General features: G+C 35.4%; 12 protein-coding genes and 2 riboswitches. Of the genes, 5 read left to right on the plus strand and 7 right to left on the minus strand.

Annotated features, from left to right (window positions below):
- Positions 1-102: 102 nt before the first annotated feature.
- Positions 103-287: riboswitch (cobalamin riboswitch) on the minus strand.
- A 323-nt stretch (positions 288-610) separates the two neighbouring features.
- The 3 genes from sfsA to AC5LWL_RS21995 form a co-directional block, all read right to left on the minus strand.
- On the minus strand, positions 611-1,348 hold the full coding sequence (gene sfsA, locus AC5LWL_RS21985; protein WP_493436279.1) for a DNA/RNA nuclease SfsA: 738 nt from the start codon (positions 1,346-1,348) through the stop codon (positions 611-613).
- A 22-nt stretch (positions 1,349-1,370) separates the two neighbouring features.
- Positions 1,371-2,147 carry a hypothetical protein gene (locus AC5LWL_RS21990; protein WP_493436280.1) on the minus strand — a complete coding sequence of 259 codons (777 nt, stop codon included), beginning with the start codon at positions 2,145-2,147 and terminating at the stop codon, positions 1,371-1,373.
- 515 nt (positions 2,148-2,662) lie between these two features.
- Positions 2,663-3,994, minus strand: a complete 1,332-nt coding sequence (locus AC5LWL_RS21995; RefSeq protein ID WP_493436281.1) for a 5'-deoxyadenosine deaminase — start codon at positions 3,992-3,994, stop codon at positions 2,663-2,665.
- A 389-nt stretch (positions 3,995-4,383) separates the two neighbouring features.
- Positions 4,384-4,483: riboswitch (purine riboswitch) on the minus strand.
- Positions 4,484-4,676: 193 nt separating this feature from the next.
- Between AC5LWL_RS21995 and mgtE the strand changes: the two genes are divergently transcribed.
- Both mgtE and AC5LWL_RS22005 read left to right on the plus strand, forming a co-directional pair.
- Positions 4,677-6,035: a magnesium transporter gene (gene mgtE / locus AC5LWL_RS22000; RefSeq protein WP_493436282.1), complete on the plus strand. Its 1,359-nt coding sequence runs from the start codon at positions 4,677-4,679 to the stop codon at positions 6,033-6,035.
- 398 nt (positions 6,036-6,433) lie between these two features.
- Positions 6,434-7,603, plus strand: coding sequence for an FtsW/RodA/SpoVE family cell cycle protein (locus AC5LWL_RS22005; RefSeq protein WP_493436283.1), 1,170 nt, complete (start codon positions 6,434-6,436; stop codon positions 7,601-7,603).
- A 666-nt stretch (positions 7,604-8,269) separates the two neighbouring features.
- Here the strand turns inward: AC5LWL_RS22005 and AC5LWL_RS22010 are convergent.
- Positions 8,270-9,412, minus strand: a complete 1,143-nt coding sequence (locus tag AC5LWL_RS22010) for an IS110 family RNA-guided transposase (protein WP_493432573.1) — start codon at positions 9,410-9,412, stop codon at positions 8,270-8,272.
- Positions 9,413-10,483: 1,071 nt separating this feature from the next.
- Positions 10,484-11,401, minus strand: coding sequence for an IS110 family RNA-guided transposase (locus tag AC5LWL_RS22015; RefSeq protein ID WP_493433173.1), 918 nt, complete (start codon positions 11,399-11,401; stop codon positions 10,484-10,486).
- Positions 11,402-12,387: 986 nt separating this feature from the next.
- On the opposite strand from AC5LWL_RS22015, the gene AC5LWL_RS22020 reads away from it, so the two are divergent.
- A complete protein-coding gene (locus AC5LWL_RS22020) occupies positions 12,388-12,840 on the plus strand; it encodes a Dps family protein (protein WP_493436284.1) in 453 nt (150 codons plus the stop codon).
- Positions 12,841-12,945: 105 nt separating this feature from the next.
- Here AC5LWL_RS22020 and AC5LWL_RS22025 read toward each other — a convergent pair whose 3' ends face one another.
- Complete coding sequence (locus AC5LWL_RS22025) at positions 12,946-13,839, minus strand: diacylglycerol/lipid kinase family protein (protein WP_493436285.1); 894 nt, start codon at positions 13,837-13,839, stop codon at positions 12,946-12,948.
- 376 nt (positions 13,840-14,215) lie between these two features.
- Between AC5LWL_RS22025 and AC5LWL_RS22030 the strand changes: the two genes are divergently transcribed.
- Both AC5LWL_RS22030 and AC5LWL_RS22035 read left to right on the plus strand, forming a co-directional pair.
- Positions 14,216-14,872 carry a potassium channel family protein gene (locus AC5LWL_RS22030; RefSeq protein ID WP_493436286.1) on the plus strand — a complete coding sequence of 219 codons (657 nt, stop codon included), beginning with the start codon at positions 14,216-14,218 and terminating at the stop codon, positions 14,870-14,872.
- A gap of 147 nt (positions 14,873-15,019) precedes the next feature.
- Positions 15,020-16,531, plus strand: a complete 1,512-nt coding sequence (locus AC5LWL_RS22035; protein ID WP_493436287.1) for a mechanosensitive ion channel — start codon at positions 15,020-15,022, stop codon at positions 16,529-16,531.
- 82 nt (positions 16,532-16,613) lie between these two features.
- Here AC5LWL_RS22035 and AC5LWL_RS22040 read toward each other — a convergent pair whose 3' ends face one another.
- Positions 16,614-17,378 (minus strand): divergent polysaccharide deacetylase family protein, encoded by a 765-nt coding sequence (locus AC5LWL_RS22040; protein WP_493436288.1) that lies wholly within the window; start codon positions 17,376-17,378, stop codon positions 16,614-16,616.
- Between the last annotated feature and the right edge of the window lie 36 nt (positions 17,379-17,414).

Here is a 17,414-nt window from a genome sequence, read left to right on the forward strand (position 1 = left end):
TTAATTGAAAAATAAAAAACACCTCTACAAACTAATAGAGATGTTGGGATGACTTTAAATATATTCAAAGCACGCTCCACACCGCCTATCCTCGTAGGTTTTTCGGGTGTATAGAAAACGGCAGGTCTCCTGACTTATGATTTTAGCTCCTTGAACCTTCCCATACGAAAAGTACAGTGGTTATCTCAAGTAACAATCATTTACAGTGGCGGGACCGTGTTGGAATTCCACCAACTTCCCTTTTAAGTCTTATGAAAGAAAAATGTCCCATCCAGTTTGCAGTAGTCTATTGTTTACACTTTGCTTCTGTGACATTCATCTAAAAGAGGTTGTTCAAAAAGTCCGGTAAAAATGACACATCGAATTTCTTCGTTGGTTTGCTTCTCCGCTTCTCACGTATTAACTAGAGGTTCTTCCACTAAAAACGCTCACGTCCTGTGAGCAACGTGGAAGTCATCACATCCTGTGAAAGGGTGATGCTCGGGAGCAAACCGCCTCGAACTTCTCGGTCCTTTTTATCCTCCTTTTTGAACACGCACTACAAGACACCAATTTCTAACTATTTCATTTTTCATCAAATTGATTATACACTAAAAAGCTAGTAGTTTGACTATTTAAACAAAATGTTTTGAACTTCAACAGGGATTGCTTTATTTAAAGTAATTCCTTCTAACGAAAGCTTACAATTATACCCTATCAGCTTCACCCCTGCCTTTTCCGCTTCTATTAAAGCTTCTGCAAACTTTTCATCAATATGAGGGGCAGTTGTTATTTGTGTAACGTCTTCTCGCTGCGCAATAAACAGAATGGCTGTCTGAATCCTTTTCTCCCGCGCAATCGTTGTTATCTCTTTTACGTGCTTTGTGCCTCTTGCCGTAACAGCATCTGGAAACATCCCTATCCCATTTTCTGCTAGTGTTACACTTTTCACCTCTAAAAGCAACAAAGTTCCATCCTTATGCTTCAGCAGAAAATCCCATCGCGAATTGCCATACGTATATTCCGATCTTATCCATTCATAGTTGATTAAATCTGGAATAATGGATTCTTTTAGCATTTTTTCAACTAGCATATTCGGAAATGTAGTATTAACGGAAACCAATTCCCCGTTTGCCTCTACTAAAACTGCTGTCCATTTTGTTTTACGTTTTGGGTTCGTACTAGGCAATACGTAAACACTAGCACCTTCGATTAATAACTCCTTTAACCTCCCAGGATCAGCTAAATGCACCACTTCTTCAGACTGAGTAATTTCGGAATAACAATGCAAAATAAACCGATTCGGTCTGCTGGTAAATATCATTTTTATTAAAGCATTAGGGAATTTTATTGAAACGCTTTCTTTCATTATAATCACCATACTCATCTTTTTAGAGAATAACTACTTGCCATTCTTTTGTTTTTTTATCAAAAACAAGTTTTGCATCACTTATTTCTTTGCTTTTCTTTTCATACTCTTCATACATGCTATCCATATTAGAAAAATCTCCAATTACCCATATAGGAATCTCAATTCGAAACCGATTTTGCACAGTCTTCTGTATGGAAAGAACCATTCCCTCTTTCATAAAGTCTTTTAGAATCGTCATTACTTGTTTTGTTACTGGTGGATACATTCTTTTCTTTTTGATTCCAAATAATGCTTTTTCTAATTTCAATTGGGATAATTTACTTGCAATAACTTCACAAAGCAAATAATAAAACATATCTAATTTTTTATAATACGTTTTATTAAACCAGCCATCATCATGGGCTAAATAAACAAATTGGTTGTTAAGTTGCTGATAAAATGGAGCTTTTAAGTGATCTTTTATATGACCAAGATAAAGCAGCTCTGCTATTGTCTGCCCCTCTAACATGTCTAAAGCCTCTGTTTCTTCAAAGTCTATCCAAGAAAAGTCACCATATCCATAAACATCTTCTCTAACCAATCTTGCCAGTTTAGACTTGGGCACATACTCAAGCATTGTATGAGAATGGAATTCCCCTTCTTCAAATCCATGCTTTAATAACAAAATAGAAGGAATTGATTCCCCTAAAACTTGAAAAAATTCATTAAATTCAATTCCATACGAAAGAACGAAACGTTCCTTTTCATGTAAATGAACATAAATCAGATCTCGAATATCATGATTGCTTTTTTTCATAAAGTACCCCCCAACCTCCTAGCAAAAACGATTATAAAACCTCTGGCTACCCTAAAAAATACCTTTGGTTCTCTCCATTAGTCCGCATCCAGAATACACTTCGCTTTCCTGTGGGGTCTCTTCTTTCTCGCATTCCCACAGGAGTCTTCGTATATTCTGGCTGCTCCCTACTTCGTTTCTTCACGGTAATAAATTTAGTTTAACAAAAAGAGTGAAAAATATCTTATTAAATATTGGTTTTCAATAAAATATTTATTAGGATGACAGAATAGAAAGATGGAAAGAAGAAAATATAACATAAAATGACAAATTTCATTATGTTGAGAATTTCTGCTTTGTCTTTTTGCATGACTCCTCTTCTATTATTACGTAACTCCTCACTTCTTTTACTCTAAGGATCAACGATTTAATAAAGGAAGGGGGTTTAAAGGGGGCTCACAAGGAGGATGACACGACAAAAAGGAAGGAACTTCTTATAATACAGATGTTCCCCCCATTTCTTCTCTACTGCTTATTTAAATATTCGTCCTTTTTAACAATCTTTTGATGCTTATATTGGATTCTTTTAATACAAGTTCTTTATCTACCGTTTTCATGATTCGATTTTCCATCATGATCCTTCCATCAATAATGGTTGTTTCTACATCTGCTCGTGTAGCAGAATAGACAATTCGCGAAATAGGGTCCACATCATAAGAAGGGAATGTATGGAAATTATATAAATTTAGGATAGCTAAATCCGCTTTTTTCCCTACCTCAATACTGCCTATTTCGTTTTCCATGCCAACTGCTTTTGCTCCACCGATTGTCGCCATACGGAATACCGTTCTTGCATCCATTGCAGTTGGTCCGTGCAGTGGTTTTTGAATCAGTGCAGCCAGCCTCATTTCATTAAACATATCTAAATTATTATTGCATGGTGCACCGTCTGCTCCAAGACTAACAGAAACATGATCGCAAAGCAGATTGTGCGTGTCTGCGATCCCCGAAGCAAGCTTTAAATTAGATCCAGGACAATGGCTGACATGGACACCCTTTTCCTTTATAATTCTTTTTTCTTCTTCATCCAGCCAAATACAATGAGCTAAGATTAATCGCTCATTAGCTAAACCGAGATGATCCAAATAAACGACATTTCGCATGCCCGTTTCTTGTTCAACAATTTGTATTTCTCCTTGATTTTCTGATGCATGTGTATGAACTCTTACATTATATTGGTCAGAAAGGGTCTTCACTTCGTTTAATAAAGGTTCTGTACAAGAAACAACAAATCTTGGTGAAAAGGCATATTGTATTCTGCCATGATCAAACTGATGCCATTTCTCTAATAAATCGACACTTTGCTGAATCGACTCTGCTGTTTTCTCTTGAAGAGCTAATGGAACCTCATCCCCCTTATCCATCATTACTTTTCCAGAGACAGCCCGAATTCCACTTTCCGCTATTGCGCGAAAAGCATATTCTGTATGATGAACGGTTTCCATATCTACAATTGTTGTCGTACCACTTTCCATCAGTTCGCCAATCCCTAACATAGCGGAATAATAAATGGACTCTTCGTCGTGGGCAGCTTCTAACGGCCAAATTCGTTTGCGCAGCCAATCCATTAACTCTAGGTCATCTCCTTTTCCGCGGAACAGTGTCTGGCATAAATGAATATGTGTTTGCACAAACCCGGGAATGACTGTCTTATTGGTTGCATCAATGATTTTATCTGCCTTTGTTTCGTTAAGATTTCCCCCTATTTCTTTTATGATATTATTTTCAATGAAAATATCTCCTACGAAGATTTCTTCTGCTTGATTCATCGTAACAATTTGAGCATTTTTAATTAATATATTCGTCATGTTCTTCCCCCTTATTTTTTCTATTAGCTATCCTGAAAAGAAGCTATAGCTCTTTCAAATAGTCCGCAGTCAGAATACACTTCGCTTTCCATGGGGCGAGCGGTGAGCCTCCTCGGAGTAAACTCCTGCGGAGTCTCATCTGTCTCGCAAATCCCATAGGAGTCTTCGTGTATTCTGACTGCTCCATGTTTCAAACTTAGATCATAAAACAATATGGAAACTGCTTCTTTTCATGTGCTATAGTGCAATTTTGATTGCATGGGTGTCTACCCTAAAAATAGGCTTTAGCTCTCTTGATAAGTTCGCAGTCTGCGTACACTTTGCCTTCCCTATAGTTAGCGGGGCTTCACAGCTTTTTTTCATAAAAAAAGCCACGAAAAAACATGCATGTCTTTTGCACATTTTTTCGTAGCTAGAAATTTACGGTTTCTAAGTAGAGACCCTTAAACCAATTTTTAAGGATATACGAAGTAGTTATAGATGCTATTAAACTAATTCTAAAAGAAAGAAAAAAAAGTCTCAATGATGTTGTCAGAAAATTTAACATAGTTTTTTTATAGTGGATTCTGTTTCTCTCTTGTTCATAAATTTATGCATTTCATTCTGCTTGTTTATCTCATATAATAGAACAGGGTATATACATCTATGAAGATAATACAGTTTTGAAGGGAGCGTGAGAAGTATGATTCACAACTTGACAGAAAATCAGATTACACTTCACATTATTAAAGCGCTAAAAGAAAACAAAAAATCTCAGTTTGAATCGATCGTAGATGAATTACAGCCATACGATATTGCTCAAATTTATGAGAGCCTCCCCGAAAAACATAGGACGCGTTTTTTACTGTTTTTAAAAATAGACTTGCTTGCCAATCTTCTTGAAGAACTAAACAAGGAAGAACAAGTTGGGGTTTTAAATAAACTCGGCATCGAAAGAACCGGCCAAGTTCTTGATTTAATGGATAATGATGACCTTGCTTCCCTTTTAAATGAGCTATCTCCAGAAAGAATTGAACTCCTTCTTTCCGGAATGAAAAAAGAAGAATCTTTAATTGTTCAAAATTTAATGAACTATCCTGATGAAACAGCTGGTCGTATTATGACAAATCGTTTTGTTTGGATCCGCGATTACTATACCGTAAGAGAAGCAGTTGATAAACTTAAAATTTTCGCAGATTTTGCAGAAACAATCAGCTACCTTTATGTTATTGATCAAAAACGCACTCTTGTTGGTGTTGTTTCCTACCGGGATTTGTTAATTGCAGAACCACAAGAAAAAATACGGGATATTATGTACGAAAGAGTTATTAGTGTCTCCGTTACACAGGACCAGGAAGATGTTGCACAAACGATTCAAAATTATGACTTCCTTGCCGTTCCTGTTGTTAATGAAGAGAATATCTTAATGGGAATTGTAACGGTCGATGATATTATTGATGTTATGATTAAAGAAGCAGATGAGGATATTCAAAAGTTGTCTGCTGCCGGTAAAGCAATTGATTTTGATACAAAAGCAATTGTTGCAGCTTACAGAAGACTGCCCTGGCTTATTTTACTTTTATTTATTGGAGTCGTGTCTGGAAGTATTATCAGCAATTATTCGGATATTTTAAGCAAAGTAGTCGCTCTTTCTTTTTTTATGCCCATGATATCTGGCATGACTGGCAACACTGGAACCCAATCTTTAGCTGTGATGGTCCGCGGATTAATATCCAATGATATAAACAAAAAAGTAGTGACCCGCATCCTTCTTAGGGAATTAACTGTTGGGTTGATTATTGGATTAACCTGTGGGATTGTCATTACATTAATCGCTTATATTTGGCAAGGGGATCCTATGCTTGGACTTGTTGTTGGAAGTTCGTTATTTTTCACGCTTATTATTGGTACTTTATCTGGAACGATTATTCCGCTTATTTTATATCGTCTGAATATTGACCCGGCCGTTGCGTCTGGTCCATTGATTACCACATTGAATGATATCTTTTCTTTGTTTATCTATTTTGGGATTGCAAAGGTTTTCCTTACCCATTTATTGTAAATATAAGAGTAACTCTAATTATTGTTTTAGAGTTACTCTTTTTTATGGCTATTCTGAAAAAAAGGGTTCCGCAGGTGGAATACACTCTGCTTTCTTGCGGGCTCATGTACGAGCATTCCCACGGGAGTCTTCGTGTATTCTGACTGCTCCCTGATTCAAACTTAGTTCATAAAAAATGGAATGCTGCTTCTTTTCATGCGCCATGATACAAATTCGGGTTTGTAGGGGCTTCTTTGAAATTTAATGGTGTTTTTTATCTGAACAACTTGTTAATTTTCAGCTAAAATTAATATTCTTTTGTTACTTTTAAATAATGGAAACAAATATGGTGGATTTGTCGTCTATATAAGAGAGTATTCTATACACCTCATTTTGTGTGAATTAAGGAGTTTGCTTGTATGAAAAGTAGGAATAATAGTTTTTCTGATAAATTTGATTGGACGCTTTGTCTTCTTTTATTATTATTTTGTTTGTTAAGCTGCATTTCTATTTATAGTGCACAGAAAGAAGGACAAACATATTTTACCTCTCAGATTTTCTGGTACGCTGTTGGTTCGGGAGCAATTGCTTTATGTATTTACTTTGACAATGAACAATTTCGAAAAATGACTTGGATACTTTATGGAATTGGAATTTTTCTTTTACTAGGACTTTTAGTTATGCCAGAGACTAAATTTACGCCTAATATTAATGGTGCACAAAGCTGGTATGTTATCAAAGGTGTCGGCAGCATCCAGCCTTCCGAATATATGAAAGTGTTTTATATATTGGCATTATCAAAAGTAATGTTTGATCATCATGAAAAAACCATTTATCCATCTGTTAAAACTGATTTTATTCTGTTATGTAAAATGGGAATAACAGCTGCATTTCCCATCGGTTTAGTAATACTACAAGACTTAGGGACAACCCTTGTATTAATGGCGATCCTAGTAGGAATGATCTTAGTTTCAGGAATCACATGGAAAATTATTATTCCTTTATATGGCGCTACTATAGCCTTTGCTTCTACAGTTCTTTATTTAGCAATTTATCAAAGGGAATTTCTAAAAAAATATTTAGACATTGAAGACTATCAATTTAAACGAATTAATTCTTGGCTAGATCCTTTCAAGGCTGGTGATGACGGCTTACAGCTAGTAAAATCATTGCGTGCAATTGGCTCCGGATTAGTAGACGGAAAAGGTATTGGCAAGACTGATGTATATAATATACCTGAACGACATACTGATTTTGTTTTCACCATTATTGGCGAAGAATACGGCTTTATCGGCGGAAGCCTCTTAATTAGTCTTTATTTTTTGCTGATCTACCATTTAATACGAACTGCTTTTTCGGCGAATGATACATATAGTATTTACATATGCGTTGGAATTATCAGCATGATTACGTTCCATGTTTTTGAAAATATTGGTATGACTATTCAATTATTGCCAATAACCGGCATACCTCTTCCGTTTATTAGTTATGGAGGAAGCTCTCTTATGACTAATATGCTGGCAATGGGATTAATTTTTAGTATTCGCTACCATCATAAATCATATATGTTTTCCTCTAATTCCTTTTAAATAATGGCTAGTTTATCCTTTTGCTTGATTATTTTATAGCCTAGCAGGACGCTCAGAAATAGAACAACGAAGCTTTTCTGGCGCCCGCCCTGCTGAAAGCACAGTTATTTTCGTGATGATCAGCACTTAGAATCTGGTGAGATAGTTCACATCAGAACTTTCTCACCAAATTATTCTATTGTTTTTTTCTTTCCTAATATAGAACAACATATAGGTTATTCTAACTTCGTACCATCAAATTCGTTTGCAAGTCTTGATGTTACTCGGTTTAAGAACAAAAAAAATGAGGAGGCTTGTTTTTAAAAAGGTGAGAAAGTATATATTTTTTGAACTTAGATGAGTGTCTAGCTCCAGCGCCTAGCCCCAGTGAGTATTGCCTCCAGCCTCTAAAAGTAAAAAACACTTTTTGAGTCTAGAGAACATTTTTCTTCGGGGCTAAACAAGGCGCTTGCGCTTTTTCTGTGAAAATAAAACGGGCGAGTGGCTATTCTGGGTATCTGTATAATACAGTAACGTGTTCTATTTGATAGGGCGGGTACAGGATTTTGGTGTAAAGAAAATCTTGAAGCGTGGACTTCTAGAAAAAAGACAATAGTAAAGAAAGGGTGTGACCTCAATTTTTTAAAAAAATCACAACCTTAATAGAGTATTGTAATGGAAGGTCGTCTAACCAGCTAGACGTGGTTCAGAGAAGTGTTGCTTATTAATAAATAGGGTATATATAATTCTTAAAACTTTATGTGCAATAGCCTGTAAAGCTTTTTTCTTTCCTCTTCTTGCAGATAGAGACCAAAAAACATTTGACATTGAGGTATTTTTCGACCTTGATATAGCCCAAGCAACCTCACAAAGAGCAGCTTTTATATGTGGGTTTCCTTGAACGCTTTTGGAACTTTTCTTTTTACCAGCACTTTCATTATTGCCAGGTGATACACCAGCCCAAGAAGCTAAATGTCTTGATGAAGGGAATTGGCTCATATCTGTTCCGATTTCCGCAATAATAACAGCAGCTGTGTGTTCCTTTATACCTGGGATAGATAAAAGTATTTCTTTTTCTTCTTGATAGGAATGAAGCAGGGTATCTATCCTATTTTCAAGTTCTTGAATGGAAGTTTCCAAATACATGATATGATTCCAAGAGCTTTTAATCATAAACATTTGATGTTCATTTAATGTTCCGAAAAGAGAATCGGAAATGGTATCAGCCTTCTTGCGGAGAGAATGATGGATATTGGCATCAACATCAGCCTTATCAAGGTATCCATTATCGACTAACTGTTTCAAAAGTTTACGTCCAGAAACCCCAAAGATATCAGAAATAACTGAACCAAGCTTTATGTTTGAACATTCGAGGACCTTTGAAATTCTATTTTTTTCAGCTGTTAAGTTACCAACCCATTTCTTGCGTAAACGGTTCAAATCTCTTAATTCCCGAAGATCTTGGGAAGGGACAAAGCTTTTTTCAATCAATCCATGACGAAGAAGCTTGGCAATCCATTCTGCATCTGAAACATCGGTCTTACGACCAGGAACGTTTTTAATACGTTGGGCATTGGCCACAGTAATATCGAAATATCCTTCAAGGATGTTGTATACCGGCTTCCAATAGATTCCGGTACTTTCCAGAGCAATGTGTGTAATTTGTTTTTCTTCTAACCACTTTAATAAATCAAATAAACTTTTGGTTAAAGTGGAAAAAGTCTTGGTTTCTTTTTGAATGGATTCATTATTAGTGCCAGTTAGGGCACAAACTACAATCTCTTTTTGATGAACATCCATTCCGGCACAATGGGTTAATAAAATGTCCAAATAAAACAACCTCCAAAGTAGTGTCTATGGAAAGTGGAATAAGCTTGGTCAAACAGCATTTTTCTGTACGTGATCATCCTCAAAAATTGAAGAGTCAACAAAGGGGTGTACACAAGGCAAATTCCAAACAGTTTCTTATACAGGGTCGAACCACCACAAAAGCGCACGTAAAGATTACTTCCCATAGCATTAATCAGTATGGAAAAATGGACAAAAAAGTAAAACCCCGGCTTAGAAAAAATTTTCATGCCGGGGTGTGAGTGTGAAATCATGTGTGTTTCTTATGAGGTTGCTTTCCACTACGGGTTGCTTCGCTTTCCGCGGGGTGGGAGCTCTGAGCCTCCTGATATGAACGAAACTGTCAAGTCTCCCACTCTCCACTACTAGATAGGTTATTTTTGGGTAACTTTAAGAAGAGAAGCGATTTTAGGCTTCTTGACTGTTCGTGTATCGATGAGCCTTAGTGGCTACAAGTTTCCTTTTTTAGCTTACCAACCGAACTTCCTATCTTAGAATGGCTGTCAAGTGCTTTCCTTGACTGCCATTCTAAGATAGGAGATACTTTTTTAAGCTAAAGAAGAAATCGTGATATACTTATACTTCCTCCTTTCTGATTGATTAGAATAGATAGTAAGGACACGGCACGAAGGCAAAAATTTCATCCTGCGGTTAGCATTCTGATATTCGTGGGTTTTCACATTTTATCTTTCCGTATAAAGGTCTTTCCACTAACTCGGGACGTGCGTTAATCAACGAATGATATAGCACAGAGGAGGCACGTGGGTTATCCTTTCCGGTATTTCTCTTTGCCTTCGAGCCCTATTCTCATGTATCTATTTTTCTTTCTCTTCCTCTACTTTCTTTCGTTTGGTAACATTAATGTTTTGGAATTTCTTCTACTTCTTGCGTAATAGCCCAGATAAAGCCAGCTAATTCTCTAGCAACGGCAACAATTGCTTTATTACTTTCTTTTCCTCTAGATACTAATCGATAATATTTTTTATGCAGACGATTTTGCGCTTTCCAGGATATTGCTTGAATAGACGGTGATAAAGGTTCTAGTCGTTTTTTTTAATTTCCTTTTACGGCCGGCTGACGAAGATAACTCCAAGCCGACTCGATTAACAATCGGCGAACGTGACGATTTCCTGATTTGGTAATAGCTCCTTGTCGACGTCTTTCTCCACTTGAGAATTCACTTGGAATCAATCCTACATAAGCCATCATTTGCTTAGGATTTGGGAAACGTTTAAACGATCCAATTTCCGCCGCAAGACTTGTCGCTGTAACCAGTGCAACGCCTCTTAGTCCTTGTAAAGTTTGAATAATAGGGGCATGAACTCCTTCCAATGCCTGTATTTGCATTTCCTCTTCGAATCTTTTTACCCGCTGTTCCAACTCCTTTAATTGATGATAATATTCTTGAAAAACTAATTGTAAATTGGAATTGGAAAACTTTAACGTATCTAGCCAATCTCGATATTTTCTTGTCCATTTATTCACTCCAACAGGTGGATAAATATTATTCCGTAATAAAAACTTACTTAAACGATGCTTGGTTCTCAGCTCGTCTTCTTTCGCATCTTCTCGTGCTCGCACTAGATCTCGAAGTGCTTCATCTTCTGGAGTCGGAACATAAACAGAAGTTAATTCTCCTGCACGATATAACTGGGCAAGACGAATAGAGTCTCTACGGTCTGTTTTAATACGTTCTCCCGGTCTTTGTGGTATTAAAGATGGAGCAATCACTTCACAATGAATACCTAAAGCAGTTAGTAATCGATATAATGGATATCCCGTTGGACCCGCTTCATAACAAACTCTTAAAGTACTTGGCTCTCCTAGTTTTTTCATTAACTTTTTAATCGCTTCAGGTGTATGAACAATCATTCCATAATATCTTGGTTCTTCTCTACCTTCTTCTGCAATAGCAACGGCAATTTTTTCTTTTGATACGTCTAAACCTACAAATTTTGTGGTATCCTTCATAATAGAACTAGCTCCTTCCGTAATGTAGCACTGATTTGGTTTTTTTGTTTTTAGTTCATAAACATTATTGCCAAATTAACCTACGAAATTACGAGTATGGGGCTAGTTTCGTTCATTATAACTCGGCGTTGCCTTGCGGGGTCTTTAGCCTTCCCACATTTCCCGCAGGAGTCTTCGCACCCTCCGTTGCAAGCAACCTGTTGTAGAATAAGTTCTTGTCTTCGAATTTCATGACAAGGTAGTATTCCTAAACTATAGTAGCGTTGTTTTTTTGTGTTATTATTCAACGTTGTTTTACAAAAATGTGCCGCTTTTAGTCTATTTCTATAAGGTGGGGATTTTTCCAGTTCAACGAAAGCAACTAATGGATCAAAACGGCTTGATTGGAGCGGATATGCGAGACTCCTGTGGGATTAGCGAGACAGCTGAGACCCTGCAGGCCAAGGGCCGAAGCGGCTAAAGCCGAGCCCCATGGAAAGCGAGCATCCTGAAACGAGAATCTTGCCCCTATTTATAAGAAATAATGTTTGCAAGAAACAGCCAAAAACACGAATCAATCATCCTTTTCTCATTGCTCTAAACCAAGTTATGCTAATACTTGAAGAAGAATTTATAACTGCGAAGTTTGAGTAGGTTATTCTAAAAACCAAAATTTTTTTTAGAAAAAGTGAAGATTGTGAACGTTTATCCATTTTTAAAATCCTTCGTTTAGATAGATAAAAATAAGGGAACTATTATCAATAAATAGGTTTATTTATCATTCTCTTCTATTTCTATCAAGGCTTAAATAAAAGTGAATGAATATGGCTATTGTATGAAACTTATAGAATAATCTATCTATTTTAAGATTTTTATGGTATTTTCAAATTAAGAGAATTTTATCATTGTAATAAAAACTAAATTAAAATAATTATAAATAAGTATTGATTTTAAATTAAAACTTGTTATAATTATATTATAAATTACTTGAAGGGAGCTAATTAAAAATGGGATTACAAACAAAAGTCGAATTACAAAAAGAATTAAATGTACAAATTGCTAACTGGAGTGTGCTTTATACAAAATTGCATCAACATCATTGGTATGTAAAAGGAACTTCTTTCTTTACATTACATGAAAAATTTGAAGAGTTATATAATGAAGCTGGAGCTGCAGTTGACGATATTGCAGAAAGATTGCTTGCAATTGGAGGAAACCCTGTTTCCACTTTAAAAGAATTTATCGAAACATCCACTTTAAAAGAAAGTACTGAACCATTATCTGCAATTGAAATGGTAAGATCTGTTGTAGAAGACTTCAGCCATATTGATACACAATTAAAAGCTCTTGCCGATCATGCTGATCAATTAGGTGATAACGTAACAAATGACATGGCAATTGGATTAAGCGGCAGTATTGAAAAACACCTTTGGATGTTAACTGCATACTTATCTGAATAAATTTCCAAAAAGGTTGTCCCAAAAAACTTAGTTGTTTTCTGGGACAACCTTTTTTTGAACAAAGCTTAGGCTTAAAAAGGTATTAACCATTTCAAACTGACTGCATTATAAAACAGGTTTAATGACTTTTAAGTGATTTGGTAAAACATTTATTTCATTTGGTGTTTTTGTGTATATCTCCCCATCCATATCCACATCCACAGGATGAGAAGTAGATACTTTTACCTTTTTACCACGATAATACTGGATATCCTTATTCATCACTTCATCTGTGTCTTCTTTTCTTAATGCGATAATTTCTTTTAATAAATTTAGAGTTGTATTTTTTATCATGAAAATGTCTACAAAACCATCATTATATTCTATTGCCTGAAAGGGTATTGATTTTCCTCCAATATATTTTCCATTTGCAATTAAGACCATTACCGCATCTTCTTCAATCGTTTTTCCATCTATCTCCATGTTAACATGTATGTCCTCTATTTTATTTATTGTTCTTACAGCACTAAACAAATAGCTTGCCTTCCCAAATACATTCTTCTCTTCCTCCTTAATATTATTAGATGTTTCTGCTATAAGCCCAATTCCCCAAAAGTTTAAAAAATAATGTTCATCCGCTTGAACTACATCTATAAAGACCTCACTGCCGTTCACTATCTCCTCTGTCGCTCTTTCAATATTTTGCGAAATCTCCAATGTTCTTGTAAAATCATTACAAGTCCCCCCTGGCAATATGGCCAAAACAGGTCTTTTGTTTAATTTGGACAATCCATTGATGCACTCATGTACTGTTCCGTCACCACCTAAAACAATCACTAAGTCTACTTTTTCTCCATACTGCTCACACAATTCCATTGCATGCAGCGGTTTAATTGTTTTGCATAAATATATTTGCTCCATATGCTTCGTTAAGATACGCATACATATCCCAACCAGCTGATATATATCCTGTTTCCCAGCATTTTCATTATAAAGAAATAACACCTTTTTATACGGCATACTATTCATCCTTTTCTTTTTACTATACAAGCAATTAATAAGAAACTAGCTACTTACCATTCTATACACCTTATTCCCCAATAACAGCGACTTTAAAGCTTTTTTATTGGATTAATTCACTCGAACAAATTGAACCTTTTTATACTTCTTAGGTCGTCCTTTTCTAAAACCCTTCTCCTGCTTTGCAATTGCCTTACCTTTCAGGGGACGTTTGACAATCATATCCGTTCTATTTCAACAACAGCCAATATGGTTTGTAAAAAGAATTTGCCCATTGTTTTATCAAGATATAAAATGGAACCACTAGTAGCCAGTTCACTTTATAATAAGAGTAGCATTTCATAACATTCGTATTAAAACGGGGGAGCTATTAAAAATGAGTAAACAATTTGTCGTTATTGGACTTGGTAATTTTGGAGGAAGTCTAGTAGAGGAATTTCATGAGATGGGTGCTGAAGTTTTAGCAATTGACCAATCTATTGAAAAAGTAGAAAAATACCAGGGGATAGCAACACACTGTGTTCAACTGAATGCCTTAAACGAAACAGCATTTAGCCAATTAGGAATACGCAACATGGACCATGCCTTTGTTTCTTTTGGGGATGACGTAGAATCCAGTATTTTAACAACACTTATTCTCAAGGAATTAGGAATCAATCAAGTATGGGTGAAAGCTGCTGATAACTATCATAAAAGAGTTTTAGAAAAAATCGGTGCAGATCGTGTTATTCATCCTGAAAAAGATATAGCAAAAAGAATTGCCCATCATGTTGTTTCCGAAAAAATGATTGATTATATCGAACTATCTACAGAACATGGCATTGTTGAGATGATCGCTACCAAAAAAGTACATCATAAGTCTATCATTGAATTAGATGTTAGAGCCAAATACGGATGTACGATTATCGGCATACAAAGAAAGGGCAAAACAATTGTATCTCCCTCTGCTGAAGAAGTGATTTATAAAGAAGACGTTTTAATTGTTATTGGCAGTAACGAGGATTTATATCATTTTGAAAAAGAAGGTCTTTAATTACCCTTGTTTCATAACAGATTAAACCATTTTTCATCCTTATTTTCGTTTTTCATCCTTTTAAAAAAACCTTTGTTTTTTTTCGTTTAAACAATTACTTCACGGGTAAATGATTATTAATCGACAAGAAAATAAGGAGTGAAGAATATGAACAGTGCAAATTATTGGAACGGGTGGAATTATTATTTAGACAGGCTACCCGACTTCTTGCTAGCCATTTTAGTATTAATTATTGGTTGGATTATTGCAAAAGTAATTGAAAAAATAGTTTTAAAAGGACTAAACAAGACAAATCTTGACAATAAAATATTCCGAGATAAAAACACAACAAAATATTCTTCTGAAAAGATAATCAGTAAAATCGTATATTATATTTTACTAGTATTTGTATTTACTTTATTTTTTAATATTTTAAGCTTAACAGCTATTGCTTCACCATTAGTAAGCATGCTTTCATCCATTTTAGGAGCTGTTCCCAATATCTTAAAAGCAGCTATTATCCTTTTATTTGCTTGGGTTATCGCAACAGGCTTAAAATTTATTATCAAAAAAACTGGAACTACTTTAAAAGCACATGAAAAACTACAAAAGTGGAAATTAATTGAAGGAAATCAACAGCAGCCGAATTTAATAGACAAGGTTGCAAATATTGTATTTTATTTTGTATTGCTACTGTTTCTGCCAGCAGTATTAGGTGCATTAAATCTTCAAGGGGTTTCTGAACCATTTACGAATATGCTGCATAATATATTAGCCTTTTTACCAAAATTATTAGCAGCTGCTCTTATTATTTTAGTTGGCTGGTTTATCGCAAAAATTGTAAGAACCATTGTAACAAGCTTTTTACAAAGCATTGGAACAGAGAATTTAGTTAATCGTGTTGGTTTAACGAAACTGTTTGAAAATACAAGTGTATCTTCTATTATAGGAAATATTGTTTTTATCTTTATTATGATACCAACTGTTATTTCCGCCCTTGATAAACTGGATATTGAAGGAATTTCCGATCCAGCCATCAACATGTTAAATGATATTCTGACGATGATTCCAAATATCGCCGTTGCTATCGCCCTTCTACTAGTTGGAATCTGGCTAGGAAAATGGGTAAAACAAATCATCGTATCTTTATTAGTGAAACTCGGTTTAGATTCGTATGTAAGAAAAATGGGGATTAGTCCTACTGCAAGTATTTCAAACATTATTGGATCTATTGCACAAATTTTGGTCGTTTTCTTATTAGCGGTACAAGCTTTAAATCTAATCGGACTTCAGTTCTTAGTAACACTATCTACAGCTGTAGTTGCCTATTTACCTCAAGTTATTGCAGCCATTGTTATTATCGGTGTAGGTTTATGGTTAGGTTATTTAGTTCAAAAGGTTCTAAGCGGTTTAATACAAGGTGCACACTTCCGTTTACTTCCTGCTGTTGCAAAATATGCGATCATTGCCCTTTCTATTTTTATGGCATTAGATCAATTAGGGGTTGCATCGTCCATTGTTAATGCTGCTTTCATCCTAATTCTTGGTGGATTAGCATTGGCATTCGGCTTAGCTTTCGGTCTTGGCGGCAAAGAGTTTGCCTCTAAACACTTAAGAAAATTGGATAATGCTATGGAAAATACAACAATCAACAAATCAAAAGATGATCAAAGCTTGTAACAAAAAGAGACTGTCCCAAACTTTCGGGACAGTCTTCTTTCTTTTTATTAAATCTATCAGTAAGTAAAACTTCTTCCTACCTCTATTTCTTCAACCATTCATATCCGTCAATTAACTTAGACAACGGAACAATATTCGCTTCTTGCTCGAAGACGGGGATATACTCTTTTAAAACACTAACCACTGTTGGTCCAGAGATGCCTACATGCCCAATCGCAATAAGTTGATCCTGCTTATCTAATTCATGGGCTAATTTATTTGCTTGTTTTACAATATACTGGTTCGAGTAAACATGATCAAAAAATAAGTTATTTTCTAAATAAGGAACATGCATCTCTTCCGCCAATTTTTTTATTACACTATTTCCTGTTGTTTTACTGTCTAAATAATATAAGTTATTCTTCTGGCATTCTTCCAATATAATGCGCATAACCCTTTCATCCTCTGTAGCTTTTGAACCCATATGATGATTCATCCCAACAGCATACGGAATACTCTTAATAGCTTTTCTAACCCTTTTTCTTATTTCTTTATCACTTAAATCCGTAGTAATGGCACCAGGACCTAGCCAGCTTTTTTTTCCCTTTTTTGGTTCTAACGGCAAGTGGACAATCACCTCATGCCCCTTTTTATGAGCAAGTTTGGCATCCTCCTTGCTTGTTGATAAAAAAGGCATAATAGCAGCTGTTATTGGAACAGGTAAATTTAACATTTCTTCTGTTCCCTTCATGTTATTGCCAAAATCATCAATAACAATCGCCAGGACATTCTTTTGTTCTATTTGTTCTGCCTGAACAACTGTCCCGCAGGAAAATATAAATAAGAAAAACAAGATAACTTTTTTCACGATACTATCCTCCTCTTTTTTATAGTATTTTCTATT

The sequence above is a fragment of the Niallia sp. WK069_GA_01 genome (assembly GCF_983173855.1).